This is a genomic window from Halomonas sp. ND22Bw, from assembly GCF_003011945.1.
GTDB classification, from domain to species: Bacteria; Pseudomonadota; Gammaproteobacteria; order Pseudomonadales; family Halomonadaceae; genus Halomonas; species Halomonas halophila.
Map to the genome: position 1 here is coordinate 208,918 of NZ_PXWD01000006.1, position 21,222 is coordinate 230,139.

The 21,222-nt window shown below is 69.1% G+C and carries 17 protein-coding genes; 10 read left to right on the forward strand and 7 right to left on the reverse strand.

The window, feature by feature from the left end; translation table 11 throughout:
• Positions 1–13: 13 nt before the first annotated feature.
• From CVH10_RS10135 to CVH10_RS10145, 3 genes are all read right to left on the reverse strand, one after another.
• Entirely contained in the window at positions 14–1,813 is a 1,800-nt protein-coding gene (locus CVH10_RS10135) for an ABC transporter ATP-binding protein (protein WP_106488607.1), read from the reverse strand.
• 178 nt (positions 1,814–1,991) lie between these two features.
• On the reverse strand, positions 1,992–3,668 hold the full coding sequence (locus tag CVH10_RS10140; RefSeq protein ID WP_235207406.1) for a peptidoglycan DD-metalloendopeptidase family protein: 1,677 nt from the start codon (positions 3,666–3,668) through the stop codon (positions 1,992–1,994).
• A 202-nt stretch (positions 3,669–3,870) separates the two neighbouring features.
• Positions 3,871–4,716: a pirin family protein gene (locus tag CVH10_RS10145; RefSeq protein WP_052052336.1), complete on the reverse strand. Its 846-nt coding sequence runs from the start codon at positions 4,714–4,716 to the stop codon at positions 3,871–3,873.
• Positions 4,717–4,816: 100 nt separating this feature from the next.
• Here CVH10_RS10145 and CVH10_RS10150 point away from each other — a divergent pair, with 100 nt between their 5' ends.
• Together CVH10_RS10150 and CVH10_RS10155 are read left to right on the forward strand one after the other, a co-directional pair.
• Complete coding sequence (locus tag CVH10_RS10150) at positions 4,817–5,716, forward strand: LysR family transcriptional regulator (RefSeq protein WP_035592926.1); 900 nt, start codon at positions 4,817–4,819, stop codon at positions 5,714–5,716.
• 127 nt (positions 5,717–5,843) lie between these two features.
• Positions 5,844–6,857, forward strand: a complete 1,014-nt coding sequence (locus CVH10_RS10155) for a glutathione S-transferase family protein (protein ID WP_106488589.1) — start codon at positions 5,844–5,846, stop codon at positions 6,855–6,857.
• Between the two features lie 56 nt (positions 6,858–6,913).
• Here the strand turns inward: CVH10_RS10155 and CVH10_RS10160 are convergent, their stop codons facing one another.
• Positions 6,914–7,363, reverse strand: coding sequence for a YaiI/YqxD family protein (locus tag CVH10_RS10160; protein WP_035592929.1), 450 nt, complete (start codon positions 7,361–7,363; stop codon positions 6,914–6,916).
• A 398-nt stretch (positions 7,364–7,761) separates the two neighbouring features.
• Between CVH10_RS10160 and CVH10_RS10165 the strand changes: the two genes are divergently transcribed.
• The 3 genes from CVH10_RS10165 (at position 7,762) to CVH10_RS10175 (ending at position 11,703) form a co-directional block, all read left to right on the forward strand.
• Positions 7,762–9,471 (forward strand): DEAD/DEAH box helicase, encoded by a 1,710-nt coding sequence (locus CVH10_RS10165; RefSeq protein ID WP_106488590.1) that lies wholly within the window; start codon positions 7,762–7,764, stop codon positions 9,469–9,471.
• 158 nt (positions 9,472–9,629) lie between these two features.
• A complete protein-coding gene (locus tag CVH10_RS10170; protein WP_052052337.1) occupies positions 9,630–10,619 on the forward strand; it encodes a DMT family transporter in 990 nt (329 codons plus the stop codon).
• 112 nt (positions 10,620–10,731) lie between these two features.
• Entirely contained in the window at positions 10,732–11,703 is a 972-nt protein-coding gene (locus tag CVH10_RS10175; protein WP_106488591.1) for a Gfo/Idh/MocA family protein, read from the forward strand.
• On the opposite strand, the gene CVH10_RS10180 is transcribed toward CVH10_RS10175, so the two are convergent.
• On the reverse strand, positions 11,664–12,677 hold the full coding sequence (locus CVH10_RS10180; RefSeq protein ID WP_106488592.1) for a LysR substrate-binding domain-containing protein: 1,014 nt from the start codon (positions 12,675–12,677) through the stop codon (positions 11,664–11,666). The two genes, CVH10_RS10175 and CVH10_RS10180, sit on opposite strands and share 40 nt — an antisense overlap.
• Before the next feature lie 272 nt (positions 12,678–12,949).
• On the opposite strand from CVH10_RS10180, the gene CVH10_RS10185 reads away from it, so the two are divergent.
• The 5 genes from CVH10_RS10185 to CVH10_RS10205 all read left to right on the forward strand — a co-directional run bounded on the left by CVH10_RS10185 (position 12,950) and on the right by CVH10_RS10205 (position 18,976).
• Positions 12,950–14,065: an aldose epimerase family protein gene (locus CVH10_RS10185; RefSeq protein ID WP_369335778.1), complete on the forward strand. Its 1,116-nt coding sequence runs from the start codon at positions 12,950–12,952 to the stop codon at positions 14,063–14,065.
• Between the two features lie 324 nt (positions 14,066–14,389).
• Positions 14,390–15,382, forward strand: a complete 993-nt coding sequence (locus CVH10_RS10190) for an arabinose ABC transporter substrate-binding protein (RefSeq protein WP_106488593.1) — start codon at positions 14,390–14,392, stop codon at positions 15,380–15,382.
• 58 nt (positions 15,383–15,440) lie between these two features.
• On the forward strand, positions 15,441–16,934 hold the full coding sequence (araG, locus tag CVH10_RS10195; protein ID WP_106488594.1) for an L-arabinose ABC transporter ATP-binding protein AraG: 1,494 nt from the start codon (positions 15,441–15,443) through the stop codon (positions 16,932–16,934).
• A 44-nt stretch (positions 16,935–16,978) separates the two neighbouring features.
• Entirely contained in the window at positions 16,979–17,992 is a 1,014-nt protein-coding gene (gene araH / locus CVH10_RS10200; RefSeq protein ID WP_035592935.1) for an L-arabinose ABC transporter permease AraH, read from the forward strand.
• Positions 17,993–18,055: 63 nt separating this feature from the next.
• Positions 18,056–18,976 (forward strand): SMP-30/gluconolactonase/LRE family protein, encoded by a 921-nt coding sequence (locus CVH10_RS10205; RefSeq protein ID WP_106488595.1) that lies wholly within the window; start codon positions 18,056–18,058, stop codon positions 18,974–18,976.
• A 112-nt stretch (positions 18,977–19,088) separates the two neighbouring features.
• On the opposite strand, the gene CVH10_RS10210 is transcribed toward CVH10_RS10205, so the two are convergent.
• Together CVH10_RS10210 and CVH10_RS10215 are read right to left on the reverse strand one after the other, a co-directional pair.
• A complete protein-coding gene (locus tag CVH10_RS10210) occupies positions 19,089–20,252 on the reverse strand; it encodes a fumarylacetoacetate hydrolase family protein (RefSeq protein ID WP_106488596.1) in 1,164 nt (387 codons plus the stop codon).
• A 10-nt stretch (positions 20,253–20,262) separates the two neighbouring features.
• Positions 20,263–21,222: aldehyde dehydrogenase family protein (locus tag CVH10_RS10215; RefSeq protein WP_146142929.1), on the reverse strand; the 960-nt coding region annotated here is incomplete at its 5' end.

Genomic DNA, 21,222 nt, shown 5'->3' on the forward strand with positions numbered 1-21,222 from the left:
TCGGTCGTCGGCGCTATTCGTAGCCCCGGGCCTGCAGCCGGAACAGCCGTGCATAGCGGCCGTCGAGCGCCATCAGGCTCGCGTGGTCGCCGCGCTCGAGGATGCGTCCGCCGTCGATGACCAGTATCTGGTCGGCGGCGCGGACGGTGGAGAAACGGTGCGAGATCAGTACCGTCATCTTGTCCCGGGCATGGTCGCGGAAGTCGGCGTAAACCGCTGCCTCGGCGGCGGCGTCCATGGCCGCGGTGGGCTCGTCGAGCACCAGGATGTCGGCCTCCTCGCGCATGTAGGCGCGGGCCAGGGCGATCTTCTGCCACTGGCCGCCCGAGAGCTCCTGCCCGCCCTTGAACCAGCGCCCCAGCTGGGTGTGATAGCCGCCCGGCATGTCGGCGATGAAGTCCTCGGCGAGCCCGCGGCGGGCGGCCTCCTGCCAGCGGGTCTCGTCCTCGAAAGCGGCCACGTCGCCGGCGCCGAGGTTCTCGCCGACCTTGAGCTGGTAGCGCACGAAGTCCTGGAAGATCACCCCGATGCGCCGGCGCAGGGTCGCCCGGTCCCAGTCGCGCAGGTCGCTGCCGTCGAGCAGGATGCGCCCCTCGGTGGGATCGTAGAGGCGGGTCAGCAGCTTGATCAGGGTCGTCTTGCCCGAACCGTTGACGCCGACCAGCGCCAGACTGCCCCCGGGGACCAAGTGAAGGTCGATGCCTGAGAGCGCCGCCGTCTCGGCCCCGGGATAGGTGAAGCCCACGCCCTTGAAGCGGATGCCGTCGCCGGGTCGGGCGCCCTCGGTGAGATGCCCGGTCTCTTCGGGCACCGGCTGCTCCAGGTACTCGTAGAGGTTGGAGAGGTAGAGGTTGTCCTCGTACATGCCGCCGATGGCGGTCAGGCTTGCCGACAGCGCCGCCTGGCCCTGCTTGAAGACCATCAGGTACATGGTCATTTCGCCCAGCGTCAGCCGGCCGGCCACGGTGTCCGCCACCACCCAGGCGTAGGCGGCGTAGAAGGCCAGGGTGCCCAGCAGGCCGAGCAGGAAGCCCCAGGTCTCGCGGCGGATCGTCAGCCGCCGGTCCTCGGCATAGAGCGTCTCGAAGATGCGCCGGTAGCGGTCCAGCAGCAGCGGCTCGAGGCCGAACAGCTTGACCTCCTTGATGCTGTCCTCCCGGGCCAGCACGGTTTCCAGGTACATCTGCATGCGGGTCTGCGGCGAACGCCAGCGGAACAGCCGGAAGGCGTCGCCGGAGAAGCGTGCCTCGGAGAGAAACACCGGCAGGGCGCCGATCACCAGCACCAGCAGCGCCCAGGGCGAGAAGCCGACCAGCAGCACGCCGAAGCTGGCCAGCGAGATGGCGTTCTGAAGCAGCGAGAAGGTCTTGTTGACCAGCCCGAGAGGGCGGGTCGAGGCTTCGCGCCGGGCCCGGGTCAGCTTGTCGTAGAACTCGGAGTCCTCGAACTGGGCAAGCGACAGGTGGCCGGCCTTCTCCAGGATCATGACGTTGACCTTCTGGCCGAGCAGGGCGCGCAGCAGAGACTGCTGGGCGGCCAGGCCGCGCTGGGCCAGGGCGATCAGCGCCACCACGCCGGCTTCCAGCAGCACGAAGCGCAGCACCGGCCACAGCTCTGGCAGCAGCGGCGTGCCGGCCTGGTGGCGTTCCATGCCGGCGACCACGCCGTCGACGATCAGCTGGCCGACCCAAGCGGCCACGGCGGGCATCACGCCGGCGACCAGGGTGCACAGGGCCAGCCCCAGCGTCAGGCGTCGCGAGGTCTGCCACACCAGGCCCAGCGCCCGGTGGCTGTAGCGGAACACTCCGAGCATGGCCAGGGGAGAAGAGACGGAGGAGGGCGGTGCGGCGCGCGAGGACAAGGGCGGGCTCCGTTGTCGGCAGGAAAGCTCCAGTCTAGCGGAGGCCGCGGCCGACGATAGAGAGGGACGATACGACGACGCCCCGCACGGGGCGGGGCGTCGTCATGGGGCCGGCGGCAAGGCCTGGCGGTCAGCTGCCATCGTCGGAGGCGCCGCTCGGCTCGGTGCCGGTACTGGCCACCGTGGTGCCGGTCTCGCCGCTCTCCAGGGCCGCCAGCATGGGCTCGGCCTCGCGCTGGAAGGCGACCAGGGCATCGCCGCTCAGGCCCTGATGCTCCGGCAGTTCCACTTTCATGGCGTCCACCTGGGTGTTGTTGACCATCACCTCGTAATGCAGGTGGGCACCGGTGCTGCGTCCGGTGTTGCCGGAGAGCGCGATGCGTTCGCCGCGTGTCACCCGCTCGCCGCGGCTGACCAGCGGCTTGGAGAGGTGCAGGTAGCGGGTCTTGTAGCCGTTGTCGTGGCGGATCACGATGTAGCGGCCGGCCAGGGGGTGGTTGCCCACCAGCTCGACGCGACCGTCGGCCGGCGCGTCCACCGGCGTGCCGCTCGGCATGGCGAAGTCGGTGCCCTTGTGCGGGCTGATGCGCCCGGTCACCGGATGATGGCGACGCAGGTTGAAGTTGGAGCTGATGCGATAGTGGCCGCTGAACGGGTAGCGGTCGAAGGCCGGGTCCAGGCTCTCGCCATCCGGCGTGTAGAAGCGATTGTCCTCGGCGTTGCGCACCAGGGTCAGGTCCATGCGCGAGCCTTCGTAGCTGACCGCCAGCACGCGCGGATCGAGATCCTCGCCGTCGATCAGGTCGGATTCCACCAGCACGCTGAAACGATCACCGCGACGGGTGTCGCGGCGGAAGTCGAGTTTCTTCTCCAGCACGTGGGAGAGCTCGGCCACCTCGGCACTGTTCAGGCCGGTGGCCTGGGCCGAGCGCGCGAAGCTGCCGCTGATGGTGCCGGCATAGAGGCGCTGGGTGGCCTCGCCGGTGCGTTCGATGGTGGCCACGTCCAGCGCGCCCTCGTCGTCACGCTTGACCAGATAGCCGTCGCGGGCGTTCTTCATCATGCGCATCGACAGCAGCTTGCCCTGCTCGTCGAGCTGGTACTCGAAGCGGTCGCCGGCGCGCCAGTGGGTGAGCATCCGCGGCTCCGGGAGCGTCTCGAGCAGGGCGGTGACCTCGCTGTAGCCCAGCCCAAGGTTTTCCTGCGCCATGATCGCGAAGGTATCGCCGGGCTCGACCGTATAGGCCAGCCACTCGGGCACATAGGGCTCGTCGGCGTCGATCTCGTCCTCGAGCACGATGGGGCCATCGTCGAACAGTTCGAGTTCGTCCGAGGAGACGTCCTCGTAGGAAGTGGCGTCGGCGACCACCTGTTCGTCATCGGCCAGCATGCCGTTGCCGATCGTGCCGATCACGATGGCCAGGTGGCGCGCGGTGTCGTCGATCTGCGGGGCGGTGACCTCGGCGTCGTCGACCTCGCCGCCGGCCTGCGCGGCGCGGGCGAAGTCCACGTCGACGATCTCGGAGGCGGTCAGTTCGGAGAGGGGAATGGCTTCCCGAGTGGCATCTCTGGCGCGCGAGGCGAGTTCGATGGCCTCGGCGACCGGGGCGCGATCCAGGGCGATGGAGGGAACGCCGGGGCTGGCGTCTTCGCCGAGGGGAACCAGAACGGTGTCCTGATTCTGATGGCCCTGGCGGGCATCCTCGACGGAAGTCAGAATCTTGTGGGCGCCCAGCACGGTGACCATGGTGGCAACGGGCAACAGCAGCAACTTGTGCGTGCGGGGCAGCGAACGAAGGATTCGCATGATGGTTTTAGCCGTGTGAAATAGGTGTAAACGCATAAAAAGGCACTAGAACCTTAACCCATGACGATTAGGGTGCCTAGGCTGTACACCTATACAGCAGGGCGCGGGCCCGGCCCGGGAGCGGGCGAACCGAGTCCGTGAACAGTGTTTGTTAATTCGACCTTGCCATGCTTCACCCGCCTTCGGCAACCCTGCTTCCGGCTTAGTCGGTGAGACTGCCATCCCGGTAGTCGCGCAGTGCCTGGTCGAGCTCGTGGCGGTGATTCATCACGAAGGGGCCGTAATGGGCGATCGGCTCGCCGTGGGGTTCGCCCGCCAGCAGCAGGGCCTGGGCACCGGCGTCGCTTGCCAGGGACAGCCGTCCGCCATCACCGAGGCGTACGAGTTCGCCCCGGGTGACGCCATCGCCCGCTATCTCGAGTTGGCCGGCGAAGACGAACACCAGCAGGGTGCTGGCGTCGGCCTCGAGAGCGATGTCACCGCCGGCCGCGAGGGTGACGTGGGCCACGCCGGCCCGGCCGGCCAGGGCATCGAGAGGGCCGCTGACGCGCTCGCCGTCGGTCGCTACCCAGTCCCCGCCGAGCGCCGTCAGCCGGGCGCCCGGCCGGGTCAGGTGCGGCATCTCGTCGCCGGGCACGTCGCGATAGGTCGGTTCGCTCATCTTGTCGCTGGCGGCCAGGTTGAGCCACAGCTGGAAGGCATGCAGGCCATGCGCGTCGGCGAAGGGCGTCTCGCCGTGGATGATGCCGCGGCCGGTATGCATCCACTGGGCGCCGCCGGCGCCGATGCTGGAGTGATGGCCGAGGTGATCCTCGTGGCGCAGGCCGCCGTGGAGGACGTAGGTCAGGGTCTGAATACCGCGGTGGGGATGCGGCGGAAAGCCACCGATGGCGTTGTCGTGGGGCGCCGCCTCGAGTTCGTCGAGCATCAGGAACGGATCCAGGCCGCCGCCGAAGTCGTGCAGGCGGTGGATGGCGACGCCGTCGCCGTCCTGGCTGGGATGGCGCTTCAGGCGACGCTGGGGGCGGCGGTCGATGGGCTGGGTCATCGTCTCGATCTCCCTCGGGAATGGAATGACTGGCATTTTAGGCCGATTTTTTCGAAGATTAAGCGCAACGTTTCGCGCATTACATTCGAGGAAATCGAACATGTCCCGTGTCACCCTCGCTCAGTGGCAGATGCTGGCCGCGGTGGTCGATCATGGCGGCTTCTCGCGGGCCGCCGAAGCCATCCACAAGAGCCCCTCGACGCTCAATCATGCGGTCCACAAGCTGGAAGAGCAGCTCGGGGTGGCGGTCCTGGAGCCGGTAGGGCGCCAGGTGCGGTTGACCGAGGCCGGCGAGATGCTGCTGAGACGCGCCCGCCAGCTGCTCGACAACGCCGAGTCGCTGGAGGACGTCGCCTCTCGTCTGGCCGAGGGCCTGGAGGCCGAGATCGTGCTGGCCATCGACCAGCTCTTCCCGCCGGATGCCCTGGCGCTGGCGCTGGATGCCTTCTCCGCGGCCTTTCCCTATGTGCGCGTGCAGCTCCACGAGACGGTGCTCAACGGCGGCGTCGAGATGCTCCAGGATGGCGAGGCCGATCTGCTGGTCTCCGGGCTCGGCGCCCAGGGGTTCCTGGGCGAGCCGCTGGTGACGGTGCGGTTCATCGCCGTGGCCCATCCCGACCACGAGCTGCATCGGCTGGGGCGCGAGCTCGATCTGCGCGATCTCGAGCAGTACCGTCAGCTGGTGGTACGCGACTCCGCCCAGGGTCGCTCCCAGGATTCCGGCTGGCTCAAGGCCGAGCAGCGCTGGACGGTCAGCCACCTCGACACCTCCATCGGCATGCTGGAGCGTAACCTCGGCTTCGCCTGGGTGCCCGAGACGCGGCTCGGCGACAGCCTGGAGGCCGGGCGGCTCAAGCCGCTGCCGCTGACGGCCGGCGGGGTGCGCGAGATTCCCATCCAGCTCATCCATCGCGACCAGGACCGCGCCGGGCCGGCCACTCGGGCCATGGCCCAGCAGCTGCGTGACAGCGTGCGCGAGGTCGGCGGCGGGGAGGCATGATGCGGCGTAGCGTCGCCGTGCCGCCTGATCTTTCGAAGAAAGCGAACGATGACGGCCAAAAACTGCGCTTGAGCTTCGGTTTCCTCGGTTTACGCTAGGCGCAAACGTTCTGGAAGAGGAATTCGAGATGGGGTTGCTGATCGACGGCCAGTGGCACGACCAGTGGTATGACACCAAGGCGCATGGCGGCGAGTTCGTGCGCGAATCCGCCAAGCTGCGCGACTGGATCACGCCCGATGGCAGCCCCGGCCCCGACGGGCGTCCGGCGCGCGCCGCCCAGGCCGACCGCTATCATCTCTATGTGTCGCTGGCCTGTCCCTGGGCGCATCGCGTGCTGATCATGCGTCGCCTCAAGGGGCTCGAGTCGCTGGTCGGTGTCTCGCACACCAGCCCGCTGATGCTCGACCAGGGCTGGACCTATCATCGTGACGAAGGCTCGAGTGGCGATCCGCTCAACGGCGTCGACTTCCACCATCAGCTCTATACCCTGACCGACCCGCACTATACCGGGCGGGTTACGGTGCCCGCGCTGTGGGACCGGCAGGAGGGGCGCATCGTCAGCAACGAGTCGGCGGACCTGGTACGCATCTTCAATGACGCCTTCGACGGGCTGACCGGCAATCGACTGGACCTCTATCCGACGGATCTGCGCGAGACCATCGATGCCGTCAACGCCGACGTCTACGACCACGTCAACAACGGCGTCTACAAGGCCGGCTTCGCCACCGAGCAGGACGTGTACGAGCGCCACGTCGAGGCGCTGTTCGCCGCGCTCGACCGCCTGGAGAGCCGGTTGTCCGAGTGGCGTTACCTGGCGGGAGAGTGGCTGACCGAGGCCGACATTCGCCTGTTCACCACCCTGGTGCGCTTCGACGCCGTCTATCACGGTCACTTCAAGTGCAACCTGCGCCGGATCGAGGACTACCCGAACCTCTCGAACTACGTGCGCGAGCTCTACCAATGGCCGGGGGTGGCCGAGACGGTGAACATGGATCATATCCAGCGCCACTATTACATGAGCCACAAGACCATCAACCCCAACGGCATCGTGCCGGCCGGACCGCTGCTCGGCCTCGAGCGTCCCCACGACCGTGAGCGTCTGCCGGGGCGCGGGATTCGCGATAAGGTCGGTAAGGCGTGAGGAGAAGAGGAGTGAGGGGGGAGTGCCTCATTCCTTCCTCCTCACACCTCACTTCATTACTGCTGTTTCGCCAACCATCTGTCCAGCGCGTTGGCGAACTCCCGACGGTCGACGTCCGAGTAGCCCTTGGGTCCGCCGGTGTGCTCGCCGCTGGCACGTAACGTCTCCATGAAGTCCCGCATCTGAACCCGGGCGCGGATGTTGCTCTCGTTCAGCGCCTCGCCGCGGCTGGTCATCACGCTGGCGCCGCGCTCGATGGCGGCCAGGGCCAGCGGCAGGTCGGAGGTGATCACCAGGTCACCCCTGGCCAGGCGGTCGACGATCTCGTCGTCGGCGGCGTCGAAGCCGTGGCTGACCGCCATGCCCTTGACCCACTTCGAGGGCGGCAGCGGCACCTGGTGGTTGGCGACGAAGGTTGTCGGGGTGGCGGTGCGTTCGGCGGCGCGCACGATGATCTCGCGGGCGATCCGCGGGCAGGCATCGGCGTCGACCCAAAGGTTCGGCATGGGGGCTCCTGGAGGTAAGGCGGAAAAGGCTGGCCAGCCTGGGGCCGCGATGGTAGCATGCGCGCTTCCTCGCATGTGCTGACCCCACCATCATACTCAGCGCCGGTTCACGATACGTGGACTCGACGCTCGCGAAGACGCCGGGCCAACCGCCCAACGCGTTCGGACTGTGAAGATGGAGCGCCGCCGAGAGTTCGCCACCCGGGCGAATTCGGCGCAGACGGTCGCCACGACGGTTCGCCTGCCATGGCGGGCTCGAACCGATGCCAGGTGCGACCGGCGTCCCCGACTCCGATGTTGACGACGACCTGCCTCGTGCAGGATCCCCGAGCGTATTACCGCGTCGGGGGCGCCACGATGTTTCTTGCCGGCGATGCCGGCCTACCAAGGTGTGATTCATGACCTCGACTTCCGTCGCCTCGCCGAGTTTCGGCGATCTGGCCCTGCTGCCTGCCGTTCTCTCCGCCATCGAGACCCTCGGCTATCAGACCCCGTCTCCGATTCAGGCACAGACCATTCCGGCCCTGCTGGAAGGCCGCGACATGCTGGGCCAGGCCCAGACCGGTACCGGCAAGACCGCGGCCTTCGCCCTGCCGCTGCTCTCGCGCCTCGATCTCGACAAGCGCGCGCCCCAGGTGCTGGTGATGGCGCCGACCCGTGAGCTGGCCCAGCAGGTGGCCGTCTCCTTCACCAAGTACGGCCAGAACCTCAAGGGCCTGGAAGTCGCCACCCTGTGCGGCGGCATGGAATATCGCGACCAGATGCAGGCCCTGCGTCGTGGCGCTCAGGTCGTGGTCGGCACCCCCGGCCGCATCATCGATCACCTGGACCGCGGCAGCCTGAAGCTCGACGGCCTCTCCGCCCTGGTGCTGGACGAAGCCGACGAGATGCTGCGCATGGGCTTCATCGACGACGTCAAGCGCGTGGTCGCCGACACCCCGCAGGACGCCCAGCGCGTGTTCTTCTCCGCGACCCTGCCGGCCGAGATCGAGCGCATCGTCAACCGCTACCTGGTCGAGCCGGTCAAGGTCGCCATCGAGTCCCGCACCACTACCGGCGAGAACATCGAGCAGCGTCGCGTGCGCATCGATGGCGGTGCCAAGCAGGAAGCGCTGGCGCGCATCCTCGAGGTCGAGCCGGTCGATGCCGCCATCGTCTTCGTGCGTACCCGGGCCGCCTGCACCACCCTGATGGAGCAGCTCTCCGCCCGTGGCGTCAACGTGGCCAGCCTGTCCGGTGACCTGGACCAGAGCCTGCGCGAGCGCACCATCACACGCCTCAAGCGCGGCAAGGTCGACGTGCTGATCGCCACCGACGTGGCCGCCCGCGGTCTCGACGTGCCGCGCATCACCCATGTCATCAACTATGACCTGCCCCAGGATGCCGAGGCCTACACCCACCGCATCGGCCGTACCGGCCGTGCCGGCCGCAACGGCGTGGCGATCACCTTCGCCGGCAACCGCGAAGGCCGCAAGGTCGGCTGGCTGGAGCAGGCCACCGGCCAGAAGATGAGCGAGATGGACCTGCCCGACGAGGCCGCCATTCGCGCCCATCGTGACCAGGTCTTCCACCAGCGCGCCGTCGCCGCCGTCACCAAGGGCGCCGAGGAGCAGCGTGCGCTGATCGAGCAGCTGATCGGTGAAGGCTACGATCCGGTCGACCTGGCCTGCGCCTTCTCCGCCCTGGCGCGCGCCGACGAGGCGCCGATCGGCCGCCTCCAGGCGCCGCGCAAGGAGCGCAACGAGCGCCGCGACGGCAAGCCGGCCCGCCGCGAGAGCGGTCCCCGTGACCGTGCGCCGCGCGAAGGCATGACCCGCTACCGCGTGTCCGTGGGTCACAAGGACGGCGTCAAGCCCGGCCAGCTGGTCGGCGCCCTGGCCAACGAAGGCGGCATCGAGGGTAACCGCATTGGCCGGATCGACATCCGCAATGCATTTTCCGTCGTCGAGTTGCCGAACAACCTGCCGTCGAGCATCCTCGACAAGATGGGGCGCGCCCGGGTCGCGGGTCGTCCGCTGGAAATCAGCGAAGACCGCGCGCCTGCCGAGCGTGCGCCGCGCCGCCGCCGCGACGATGACGGCCCGGTGCCGCGTCGCGAACGCGCCTGAGGCGATCTCGCTAGCGTGAGGCCTCGCTCCTGACGCAGGAGCGAGCGCCGCACGCACCGTCAAGCCGAGCAGGCCGGGGGAAACCCCGGCCTGCTCGTCGTTTGTCACCACCGATTCATCACCGTATTGCCGGCATGCTTGCCGAGGGGAGAGCGACGATGTGGTCACGTTTGCCGTTTCGCCTGCGGGGCTATCTGATCACCATGACGGGGGTGCTGTTCCTGTCGCCGGATGCCCTGCTGGTCAAGGCCACCACGGTGGACATCGCCACTTTCATGTTCTGGCGCGGGCTGCTGCTCGGCCTCACCCTGCTGGGCCTCGCCTGGTGGCGCTACGGTCGTGAGCTGCCGGCGGCGGTGAAGGCCTGCGGCCCGGCGGCCTGGTGGTGCCCGCTGGCCTTCGCCGGCAGTGCCTGGGCCTTCGTGATCGCCAACCGTCTCACCTCCGCCGGCAACGTGCTGGTAATGATGAACCTGGCGCCGCTGGTGGCCGCGCTGATCGGCTGGTGGGTCTTCGGCGAGCGGCTGCGCCGCCAGACCTGGGTGGTGATCGTGGTCTGCGTGGCCGGTGCCTGCCTGATGGCCAGCGGGGAGATCGGCGTCGGCAGCCCCCTGGGCTTGGCCGTGGCGCTGATCGTGCCGCTGTGCATCGCCATCAACACCACCGTGGCCAGCGCTCAGAAGAGCCAGTCCCGACGCGGGGTCGATACCACGGTGATCCTGCCCCTGGGCTGCCTGGCCATGATGCTGCCCGGCGCGCTGCTGGGGGGCGTGCAGCTGCCGTCGGCGGTGGACATGCAGTACCTGCTGGCGATGGGCGTGCTGCTGACGGTCGCCTACTTCGGCATCCAGACCGGGCCGCGCTACCTGCCGGGCGCCGAGGTCAGCCTGGTGATGCTGCTCGAGACCCTGGTCGGCACCCTGCTGGTGTGGGTCTGGGTCGGTGAGGTGCCCACCGTGGCGGCCTTCATCGGTGGGGGCGTGATCGTGGCGGCGATGCTGATCAGCACCCTGCGGGACCTGCGTCGCCAGCGCGAGAAGGTGGCCGCCGGGGCGCCGGATTCGCGGGAGCTCCTCGAGGAGGCCGCTGCCGAGCCCTCCGTGGGCTCGCTCGGCGAGGGGCAGGGAAAGGGCGCCGGGCCGCGTTGATCGCGGCGGCCAGCCACGTGGCGGAACGGCGGCCGGGCGAGCGTTCGAACTATATGTTCGACATTTGCTCTGATATGGTCCGCTCATCATCAGCCATCCGTCAGGAACCGCCATGTCTTCGCTTTCCATCGGTCTCGTGGGTCTCGGCAAGATCGCCCGGGACCAGCACCTGCCGGCCATCCAGGCCAACCCGAACCTGCGCCTGGTGGCCGGCGCCGACCCCGCGGCCGGCATCGATGGCCTGCCGCACCATGCCTCTCTCGAGGCGATGCTCGCCGCCGAGCCCGGCCTCGACGCCGTGGCGATCTGCACCCCGACCCACCTGCGCTATGCCCAGGCGCGCCTGGCGCTGGAGGCCGGCAAGCACGTGCTGCTGGAGAAGCCGCCTGGGGCCACGCTCAGCGAGGTTGCGGCGCTGGTCGAGCTGGCCGAGCGTTGCCCGGGCACGCTGTTCGCCGCCTGGCACTCCCAGCAGGCCGGCGGCGTGGCCGCGGCGCGCGAATGGCTGGCCGAGCGCCGCATCGAGCGCGTCGAGATCGAGTGGAAGGAGGACGTGCGCGTCTGGCATCCCGGCCAGAGCTGGCTGTGGGCGCCTGGCGGCATGGGCGTCTTCGACCCCGGCATCAACGCTCTCTCGGTGGCCACCCGGGTGCTGCCGCGGCCGTTCTTCCTGCGCCAGGCGACCCTCGAGGTGCCGGCCAACTGCCAGACGCCCATCGCCGCCCGGTTGGCCTTCATGGATGCCGACGAGACGCCGATCGCCGCCGACTTCGACTTCCGCCAGACCGGCGAGGTGACCTGGGAGGTGCGCGTCGAGACCGACGCCGGCCGCCTGCGCCTGACTCACGGCGGCAATCGCCTGCTGATCGACGACGAGGTGGTGGTGGATGCGCCCACCGGCGACGGCAACGACGAGCCATCGCGGCTGGCCGCCATGGTCGGCCAGGAATACGCCGGGCTCTACGCGCGCTTCGCCGAGCTGGCCGCCGCCGGTCGCTCCGAGGTGGACGTTGCGCCGCTGCGCCAGGTGGCCGATGCCTTCCTCTACGGGCGCAGGGAGAGCGTCGAAGCGTTCGAGGACTGAGCTTCGGTCTGGAGCGAGCGTTGATGGGCCACCAGCTCGCGCAGGGTGCTCATCAGGGTCGCGGCACCGGGAGACAGGCGCCGGTCGCGCAGGCTTACCAGGCCGTAGGGCTGCACGCTCAGCGCCTCCTCGAAGGGCAGCCGACGGAAGCGCTGCGGCGCGCACAGCAGGTCGGCGGCCTCGCGGGTGGTCACGGTGAGGGTGTCCGACTTGTCGACCAGCGCCAGGGCCACCAGCACATCGGGGGTGTCGACGATCTGGCGCGGCGGTGCGACCCCGTGCTGCAGGAAGAGGCCGTCGACCCGCTGGCGCATCAGCGCCCCCGGGGGTTGCAGCGCCCAGGGGTAGGCGGCCATCGCCTCCAGCGACAGCGCGGACTGTCCGCTCAGCGGATGGCCCTCGCGGCACACGAAGCACAGCGCCTCCTCGCCGATCTCCTCGAACACGAAGCGCTCGGCCGGGAAGCCGGCGGGGACGCGAGTGATGGCGAAGTCGAGCTCGCCCTCCAGCAGCCGGGGGATCAGGTCCCGGCTGACCCCCACGTCGACGCCGATCTTGAGGCCGGGCAGGTCGCGATGCACCCGCTCGATGGCGCTGGTCAGCAGCGTCACCGCCGGCGCCATCACCGTGCCGACGGAGACCACCCCGGCATTGCCCGCCTCCAGGGCGTTGAGCTCCTCGCCGGCGTGCTGCAGCTGGGAGACGATGCCGCGGGCATGGCGGATCAGGCATTCGCCGTACCAGTTGGGCGTGAGCCCACGAGGATGACGCTCGAACAGCGCCACGCCGAGCTGCGTCTCCAGATCGCCGAGCAGCTTGGAGGCCGCCGGCTGGCTCATGCCGAGGCTCTCGGCGGCGCGATGCAGGTTGCGCTGCTCGTCGAGGGCGACGAACAGCTGCAGGTGGCGGAACTTTAGTCGAGCCCTCAGGAACCAGTCCGGTGGCAGGGCCTCGGGGGGATGCGTGGCCTTCATGGTGCGATAACGCTTTGTGTATCAACCGTCATGGCGAACATTATTGGTCCTTGTCGGTCGGCCTTGCCTAGGGTGGCATCGAGGAGCGCCTCCTGCGCCTCCCCGCTGCGGTCGAGACCCGTTCTACCGCAATGTGCCGATCCTGATAAAGGGGACTTTCCGCTATGTTCGACGCGACACGATGCCGGGCCTTCGTCGGGGCCGCCGGCTTGCTCATGATCGGTCATGGTGCCGCCATGGCCGACGAATCATCTCAACGAAGTGGGGAGAACATGCCGGATCATCAGCAGAAAAAGGGCGTCGAGGCCTCGTCGTTCGGCGCCTTGCCCGACGGCCGAGAGGTCACCCTGTATCGCCTCTCCAACGACCGCGGTCTGACGGTCGAGGTCATGAACTACGGCGGCATCATCGTGTCACTGCGGGCGCCGGACCGGGAAGGCAAGGTCGAGGACATCGTGCTCGGTTTCGATCGCCTGGATGGCTACCTGTCCGACGCCTATCGGCAGTTGAACCCCTATTTCGGCGCGCTGATCGGCCGCTATGGCAACCGCATCGACCAGGGGCGATTCACCCTGGACGGGGTGACTCACCAGCTGGCCACCAACGATGGGGACAATCACCTGCACGGCGGCCGGCAGGGCTTCGACCGCCGGCTGTGGGACGCCGAACCGTTCAGCGGCGAAGACGGCGAGGGCGTGATCCTGCGCACTGTCAGCGAGGACGGCGAGGAGGGCTACCCCGGTCGGCTCGAGGCGACGGTCAGCTATACCCTGACCGACGCCAACGCCCTGGAGGTCCGCTATCGCGCCGAGACCGACCGGCCGACGCCGGTCAATCTGACACAGCACAGCTACTTCAATCTCGCCGGCGAGGGCGATCCCAGCATCCTCGATCACGAGCTGACGATCCACGGCGATGCCTTCACCCCGGTCGACGCGACGCTGATCCCCACCGGCGAGATCCGCGACGTGGCGGACACGCCCTTCGACTTCCGCGGGCCGACGCCGATCGGCGCGCGCATCGGTGACGACCATCGCCAGCTCGAACGCGGCGGCGGCTACGATCACAACTTCGTGCTGGCCATGGACAGCGCTCCGCTGGAGGCACCGCGGCGCGCGGCCCGGGTCGTCGATCCCGGCAGCGGCCGCGTGCTAGAGATCGCCACTACCGAGCCCGGCCTGCAGTTCTATTCGGGGAATTTCCTCGACGGCAGCGTGACCGGCAAGGGCGGCGAGCCCTACGGCAAGCGTTCCGGCTTCGCGCTGGAGACCCAGCACTTTCCCGACTCGCCCAATCAGCCGGGTTTCCCCTCGACGATCCTCGAGCCCGGCGAGACCTATCGCTCCTTGACGGTCTATCGCTTCTCGACCGACGCCGACGACGGCTGAGATGAGCGCTGAGCAAGACCTGTGACGCCGCCCTCGATGGGGCGGCGTTTTTCGTTCAAGGCCCCGGCACGGCGGCGCGACAGCAACTTTAGTCGTGGTGGCCGTTGTGCGACGACGGCGGTCGGTCGGCCTGCAAGGGTGCTTCTTCTCGTCGTGATAGCAAAACGCATATCAATCGTGCGGCGTTTGCGTATTAGAAGGTTATGCCGGGCGCTGGCTAGGGTGAACAGCGTCTTTCGACCGACTCGATATCCCACGACAACGCTCTCCAGCGACAGCCACTTCCAACAACAATGACCCCGGCAGGGGCGAAAGGAGCACGGCATGACTCTCACGTCTCGATTCGCACGTCTGGCCCTCGGCGGCGCCATCGCCATGGCAGGTTTCACCGCTGCCCAGGCCCAGGACGACGTCACCATGGGCTTCATCGTCAAGAAGCCCGAACAGGCCTGGTTCATCAACGAGCAGCAGGCCGCCACCGCCGTCGGCGAGGAGCAGGGCTTCGAGGTGGTGCGCCTGGCCGGCGAGGACGGCCAGCAGGTGCTCAGCGCCATCGACAACCTCAACTCCCAGGGCGCCCAGGGCTTCGTGATCTGCCCGCCGGACGTGCGCCTGGGGCCGGCGATCATGAACCGTGCCGAGCAGTACGGCATGAAGGTGGTCACCGTGGACGACCGCTTCGTCGGCCCCGACGGCGAGCCCATGGAGGGCGTGCCGCACCTGGGCATGTCCGGCTACAAGATCGGCCAGCAGGTGGGCGATGCCATCGCCGCCGAGATGGAGGCGCGCGGCTGGGACCCGGAGGAGGTCGCCGCGCTGCGCATCACCAACTACGAGCTGCCTACCGCCAAGGAGCGCACCGACGGCGCCACCGATGCGCTGCTCGAGTCGGGCTTCAACGAGGACAACATCTTCGACGCCCCCCAGCAGAACACCGACACCAGCAGCGCCTTCTCGGCGGCCTCGCCGGTGTTCGCCAAGCGCGGCGACTTCGAGCACTGGGTGATCTACGCCCTCAACGAGGAGAGCGTGCTGGGCGGCGTGCGCGCCAGCGAGCAGTACGGCCTGGGCGCCGAGGACGTGATCGGCGTGGGCATCAACGGCTCCGGCGCGGCCTTCGCCGAGTTCTCGCGCGAGACGCCCACCGGCTTCCACGGCACCGTGGCGGTGAGCTCCACCATGCACGGCCGTCAGACCGCGGAGAACCTCTATGCCTGGATCACCGAGGACGAGAAGCCCCAGGCCAACACCGTGACCTCCGGCACCCTGATGACCCGTGACAACTGGCAGGACGTGCGCGATGAGCTCGGCCTCTGAATCCGCCCGCCCGGGCCGTGAAGGCCCGGGATCGTTCATCGTGCAGGAGTCCGCTGCCATGACAGACCCGTATCTGCGCTTCGATGGCATCAGCGTCGAGTTCCCCGGCGTGCGTGCGCTGGACGGGGTGAGCTTCGCCGCCCACGCCGGCCAGGTGCACGCCCTGATGGGCGAGAACGGCGCCGGCAAGTCGACCCTGCTCAAGGTGCTCAGTGGCGTCAATCGCGTCACCGAGGGCGCCCTGTGGCTGGGCGGCGAACGTCACGTCTTCGCCAATGCCCGTCAGGCCCTGCGCCAGGGCATCGCCATCATCTATCAGGAGCTGACGCTGTCGCCGAACCTGTCGGTGGCCGAGAACCTGCTGCTCGGCCAGCTGCCGGCCCGGCGCGGCTTCGTTGACCGCCGCCGGATGCGCGACGAGGCGCTGCGCATCCTGCGCGATCTCGGCGAGGACGAGATCCACCCGTCGACCAAGGTCCGCGACCTGTCCATCGGCCAGCAGCAGATGATCGAGATCGGTCGCGCCCTGCTGCGCGACGCCAAGGTGATCGCCTTCGACGAGCCGACCAGTTCGCTGTCGGTGCAGGAGACCCGCCAGCTCAAGCGTATCGTCCAGCGGCTGCGCGACGAGGGCCGGGTGGTGCTCTACGTGACCCACCGCATGGAGGAGGTGTTCGAGATGTGCGATGCCGTCACGGTATTCCGCGACGGTCAGCATATCCGCACCCACGACAGCCTAGAGGCACTCGACCACGACACCCTGGTCAGCGAGATGGTCGGCCGTGACATCGACGACGTCTATGGCTACCGCGCCCGGGAGGCCGGCGAGGAGCTGATGGCCATCGACGCCATCGACGGCAAGGGGCTGAGCGAGCCGGTCAGCTTCAGCGTCCGTCGCGGCGAGGTGTTCGGCCTGTTCGGCCTGGTCGGCGCCGGGCGCAGCGAGCTGATGCGGCTGGTGTGCGGCGTCGAGCGCCCGAGGGCCGGCGAGGTGCGCTTCGAGGGCGTGCCGCGGCGCTTCCGCACCCCCGGCGAGGCGATCCGCGCCGGCATCGCCATGTGTCCGGAGGACCGCAAGTCCCAGGGCATCTTTCCCATCGCCAGCGTCACCGACAACCTCAACGTCAGCTGTCGGCGCTTCTACAAGCGCTGGGGACTGTTCCGCCAGCCGTCGCGGGAGCTGGCCAATACCCGCGAGTACATCGACCGGCTGAGCATCAAGACCCCGGGGCCGCGCACCCGTATCAGCACGCTGTCCGGCGGCAACCAGCAGAAGGTGATCCTGGCCCGCTGGCTGTCCGAGGAGATCGAGCTGTTCGTGATGGACGAGCCGACCCGCGGCATCGACGTCGGCGCCCGTCGCGACATCTACACCCTGCTCTATGACCTGGCCGACCAGGGCAAGAGCGTGGTGGTGATCTCCAGCGACCTGGCCGAGGTCAGCTCGATCTGCGACCGCATCGGGGTGATGCGCGACGGCGCCCTGGTCGACGTGGTGGCACGCGACGAGGCCACGCCGGAGCGCCTGCTGGGCCTGGCGCTGCCGGCCTGATGCCTGCAATGACTTCTGAACAACAAGACACGAGAGAAACCGCTATGACAACGCAAAAGATCGCGCAGGGCGAGGGCGACGCCCCGGCGCGTCCCCAGGGCCGGCAGGGGCTGACCAAGCCGTTGCGCACCCTGCTCGACACCTCGGGGCTGATCGCCATCTTCGCCGTGCTGTTCGTGGCGCTGTCGGTGTTCATCCCCGACTTCCTCACCGGCCGCAACATGGTCGGCCTGCTGCTCTCGGTGACGCTGATCGGCACCATCGCCACCACCATGATGCTGGTGCTGGCGCTGGGCGAGGTCGACCTCTCGGTGGCCTCCATCGTGGCCTTCGCCGGGGTGGTCGCCGCCGTGGCCACCTCGGCCTCGGGCAGCGTGATCATCGGCGTGCTGGGCGGCGTGGTCGCCGGCGGCGCGGTGGGGGCCTTCAACGGCTTCGTGGTGGCGCGCTTCGGCATCAACTCGCTGATCGCCACCCTGGCGGCCATGGAGTTCGTGCGTGGCCTGGCCTACATCACCTCCGGCGGCGACGCGGTGATGATCACCGTGCCGGCCTTCTTCGAGCTGGGCAGCGCCTCCTTCCTGGGCCTGACCCTGCCGGTGTGGACCATGATCGCCTGCTTCGTGATCTTCGGCGTGCTGCTCAACATGACCGCCTTCGGCCGCAACGTGCTGGCCACCGGCGGCAACGCCGAGGCCGCGGCCCTGGCCGGGGTCAACGTGCGGCGGTTGAAGATCATCGTGTTCGGCCTGCAGGGCGTGGTCGCCGGCATCGCCGGGGTGCTGTTGACCTCGCGCATGGGCCTCGGCGATCCCAACACCTCCCAGGGCCTGGAGCTCGCCGTGATCTCGGCCTGTGTGCTGGGCGGGGTGGCGCTGTCCGGCGGCATCGCCTCGATCACCGGGGTACTGGTGGGCGTGATGATCATGGGCTGCGTGCAGAACGCCATGGGCCTGCTCAACGTGCCGACCTTCTATCAGTACCTGGTGCGCGGCGCCATCCTGCTGCTGGCGGTGATGTTCGACCGCTGGAAGCAGACCCGCCGACAGCGCGCCTGACCCGCCGCGGCCCCGTCGTCCGGCGGGGCCGCGCTTCGCTGACTCTCGAGCACGGAGAACCCCATGGTCGATGCCTCGACACTGGAATGCGTCTGGGCCGGTCGCGCCAGGCTCGGCGAGGGGCCGCTGTGGTGCCCCGAGCGCGGCGACGCCGGTCAGCTGCTGTTCGTCGACATCCTCGGCGCTCGCCTGCACGCCTTCGATTTGGCCCGCGGCGAGACCCGCGACTGGTCGCTGGACGAGGCCTGCTGCTGGCTGGCACCCCGCGACGACGGCGACGGCTTCATCGCCGGGCTGCGCTCGCGGCTGGTCCACCTGCGCCTGGAGGCGGGCGGGCCGCGCATCGTCGCCGACTGGCCGACGCCCGACGACGAACCCGCCGGCAACCGCTTCAACGACGCCAAGGTCGACCGGGAAGGGCGGCTGTGGTTCGGCTCCATGGACGACGCCGCCGAGCGTTCCAGCGGTGCGCTATATCGCCTGGAGGGCCGGACGCTGCGGCGGCTCGACGCGGGCTATCAGGTCGCCAACGGCCCGGCGATCGCCCCCGACGGCCGCACCCTCTATCACAGCGACACCCCGCGGCGGCTCGTCCATGCCTTCGACCTCGCCCCCGACGGCCGGCTTTCGAACAAGCGCGAGCATATCCGCTTCGGCGAGACCCAGGGCTTTCCCGACGGCATGGCCTGCGACGCCGACGGCGGACTCTGGGTGGCCCACTGGGAGGGCGGGCGCGTCAGCCGCTTCGCCCCCGACGGCCGCCTCGACGAGACGCTACCGCTGCCGGCCTCGCGGGTCACCTCCTGCGCCTTCGGCGGTGCCGACCTGGACACGCTCTACATCACCACCGCGGCGGAGGCGCGCGACGCCGAGGGCCTGGCCGGCGGACTGTTCCGGGTCCGCCCCGGCGTGCGGGGCCTGGTGCCCACGCCGTTTCGGGTGGAGGCCGATCGCAAATCAGAGGCGTGGCGCGAGAGCGGATAGTCAAAGGTCAGGAAACGACGAGAGGAAAGAAGAAAGGGGCGGCCCGGATGGGCCGCCCCTTTTCATGTGGTGAGAGAGGCCGGGGACCCGCGTGTCCCCGGAGAATACCTCTCTATCTCCGTCTGGCCTGATCCGCCATCCACTGGCGGATGCCGTAGGTCCAGGGCGGCAGCCGGTCCGAGCGGTCGACGCGGTTGACCAGCGCGCCCAGCGAGGGCGTGGCGATGGTCACCGTGTCGCCCAGGTGGTGGGTGAAGCCCTGGCCTGCGCCGTCGCGATCCTGGATCGGCGAGAACATGGTGCCGAGGAACAGCACGAAGCCGTCCGGATACTGGTGATGCGCGCCGAGGGTCTGGCGCACCAGGTCCAGCGGGTCGCGACTGATCTCGGCCATGTCGCTGCCGTCTTCCAGCACGAAGCCGTCGTCGGCGCCCTCGATGCGCAGCGACACCCGGGCCCGGCGCACCGTGTCCAGGGTGAAGCGCTCGTCGAACAGGCGAATGAACGGACCGATGGCGCAGGAGGCGTTGTTGTCCTTGGCCTTGCCCAGCAGCAGGGCGCTGCGGCCCTCGACGTCGCGCAGGTTGACGTCATTGCCGAGCGAGGCGCCGCGGGGCCGGCCGGCGGCGTCCACCGCCAGCACGATCTCCGGCTCCGGGTTGTTCCACTCGGAGGCCGGATGCAGCCCCACGCCGCGGCCGAAGCCCACCGCCGACAGCGGCTGCGCCTTGGTGAAGACCTCGGCGTCCGGCCCGATGCCGACCTCCATGTACTGGGACCAGGCGCCGCGGGCCTGGAGTTCGGCCTTGAGCGCCATGGCCGCCTCGGAGCCGGGCACGATCTTCGACAGATCGCCGCCGATCACCTGCTTCAGCTCCTCGCGCAGCTCGCCGGCCCGGGCCGGATCGCCGCCGGCCTGCTCCTCGATCACCCGCTCCATCAGGCTGACCGCGAAGGTCACGCCGCAGGCCTTGATCGCCTGGACGTCGCAGGGCGCGAGCAGGTAGGGCGCCTCGGGCGTCTTTGCCAGCGAACGCTCCAGCAGCGCGCTGACCGGGCCGAGGTCCTCGCCCTCGGCCGTGGCCACCAGCTCGGCCGCGTCGTCGCGCTCGAGCAGGTCGGCCATGCAGGCGACGTTCGCGCTGATGTCGACCACCCGGCCGTCGCGGACCACCACCAGGGCCGGGCCCTGGTGGGGCGCATCGCGCCAGACCCGGCCGACCAGCAGCGCCTGGTCGGCATCCTCGGGCAGGGCGAAGGTCATGCTATCGGACATGGACGTCTCCTCAGGCCTCGCGCTGGCCGTCGACCAGGCGGCTGACGCCGGCCGGGTTGCCGTCGCGCAGGGCATCGGGCAGCAGGTCCTGGGGCAGGTTCTGGTAGCACACCGGGCGCAGGAAGCGATGGATCGCCGCGCTGCCCACCGAGGTGGTGCGCGAATCCGAGGTGGCCGGGTACGGGCCGCCGTGGACCATGGCGTGGCACACCTCGACGCCGGTCGGCCAGCCGTTGGCCATCACCCGGCCGGCGCGACGCTCCAGGGTCGGCAGCAGCGCACGGGCCGCGTCCAGATCGGCGTCGTCCATCTGCAGGGTGGCGGTGAGCTGGCCTTCCAGGTGCTCGGCCACGCGCTTGACCTCGTCCAGGTCGGCGCACTCGACCACCAGCGAGGTGGCGCCGAAGACCTCGGCCTGCAGCGCCTCGTCGTTCATGAAGTCCTCGGCGGAGGCCACGAACAGCCCGGTCTGGCAGGCGTTGGGGCCTTCGCCGGTGGCGCCGCGGGCGATCTCGCGAGCCTTGCTGCTGGCGACCAGGCCGTCGACGCCCTGCACGTAGGCGTCATGGATGCCCGGGGTCAGCATGGTCTGGGCCGCGGAGCCCTTCACGGCTTCGGCGGCCGACGCCACGAAGGCATCCAGCGCCTCGCCCTTGACGGCGATCACCAGGCCGGGATTGGTGCAGAACTGGCCGGCGCCCATGTTCAGCGAGCCGACGAACGCCTCGCCGAGCACCTGGCCGCGCGCCTGGAGCGCTTCCGGCAGCAGGAACACCGGGTTGATGGAGCTCATCTCGGCGTAGACCGGGATCGGCTCGGGACGCTCCTGGGCGGCCTGCATCAGCGCGGTGCCGCCGCCGCGGGAGCCGGTGAAGCCCACGGCCTTGATGCGTGCGTCGCGCACCAGCGCCTGGCCGACCTCGCGGCCGGAGCCGTAGAGCAGCGAGAACACGCCCTCGGGCAGCTCGCA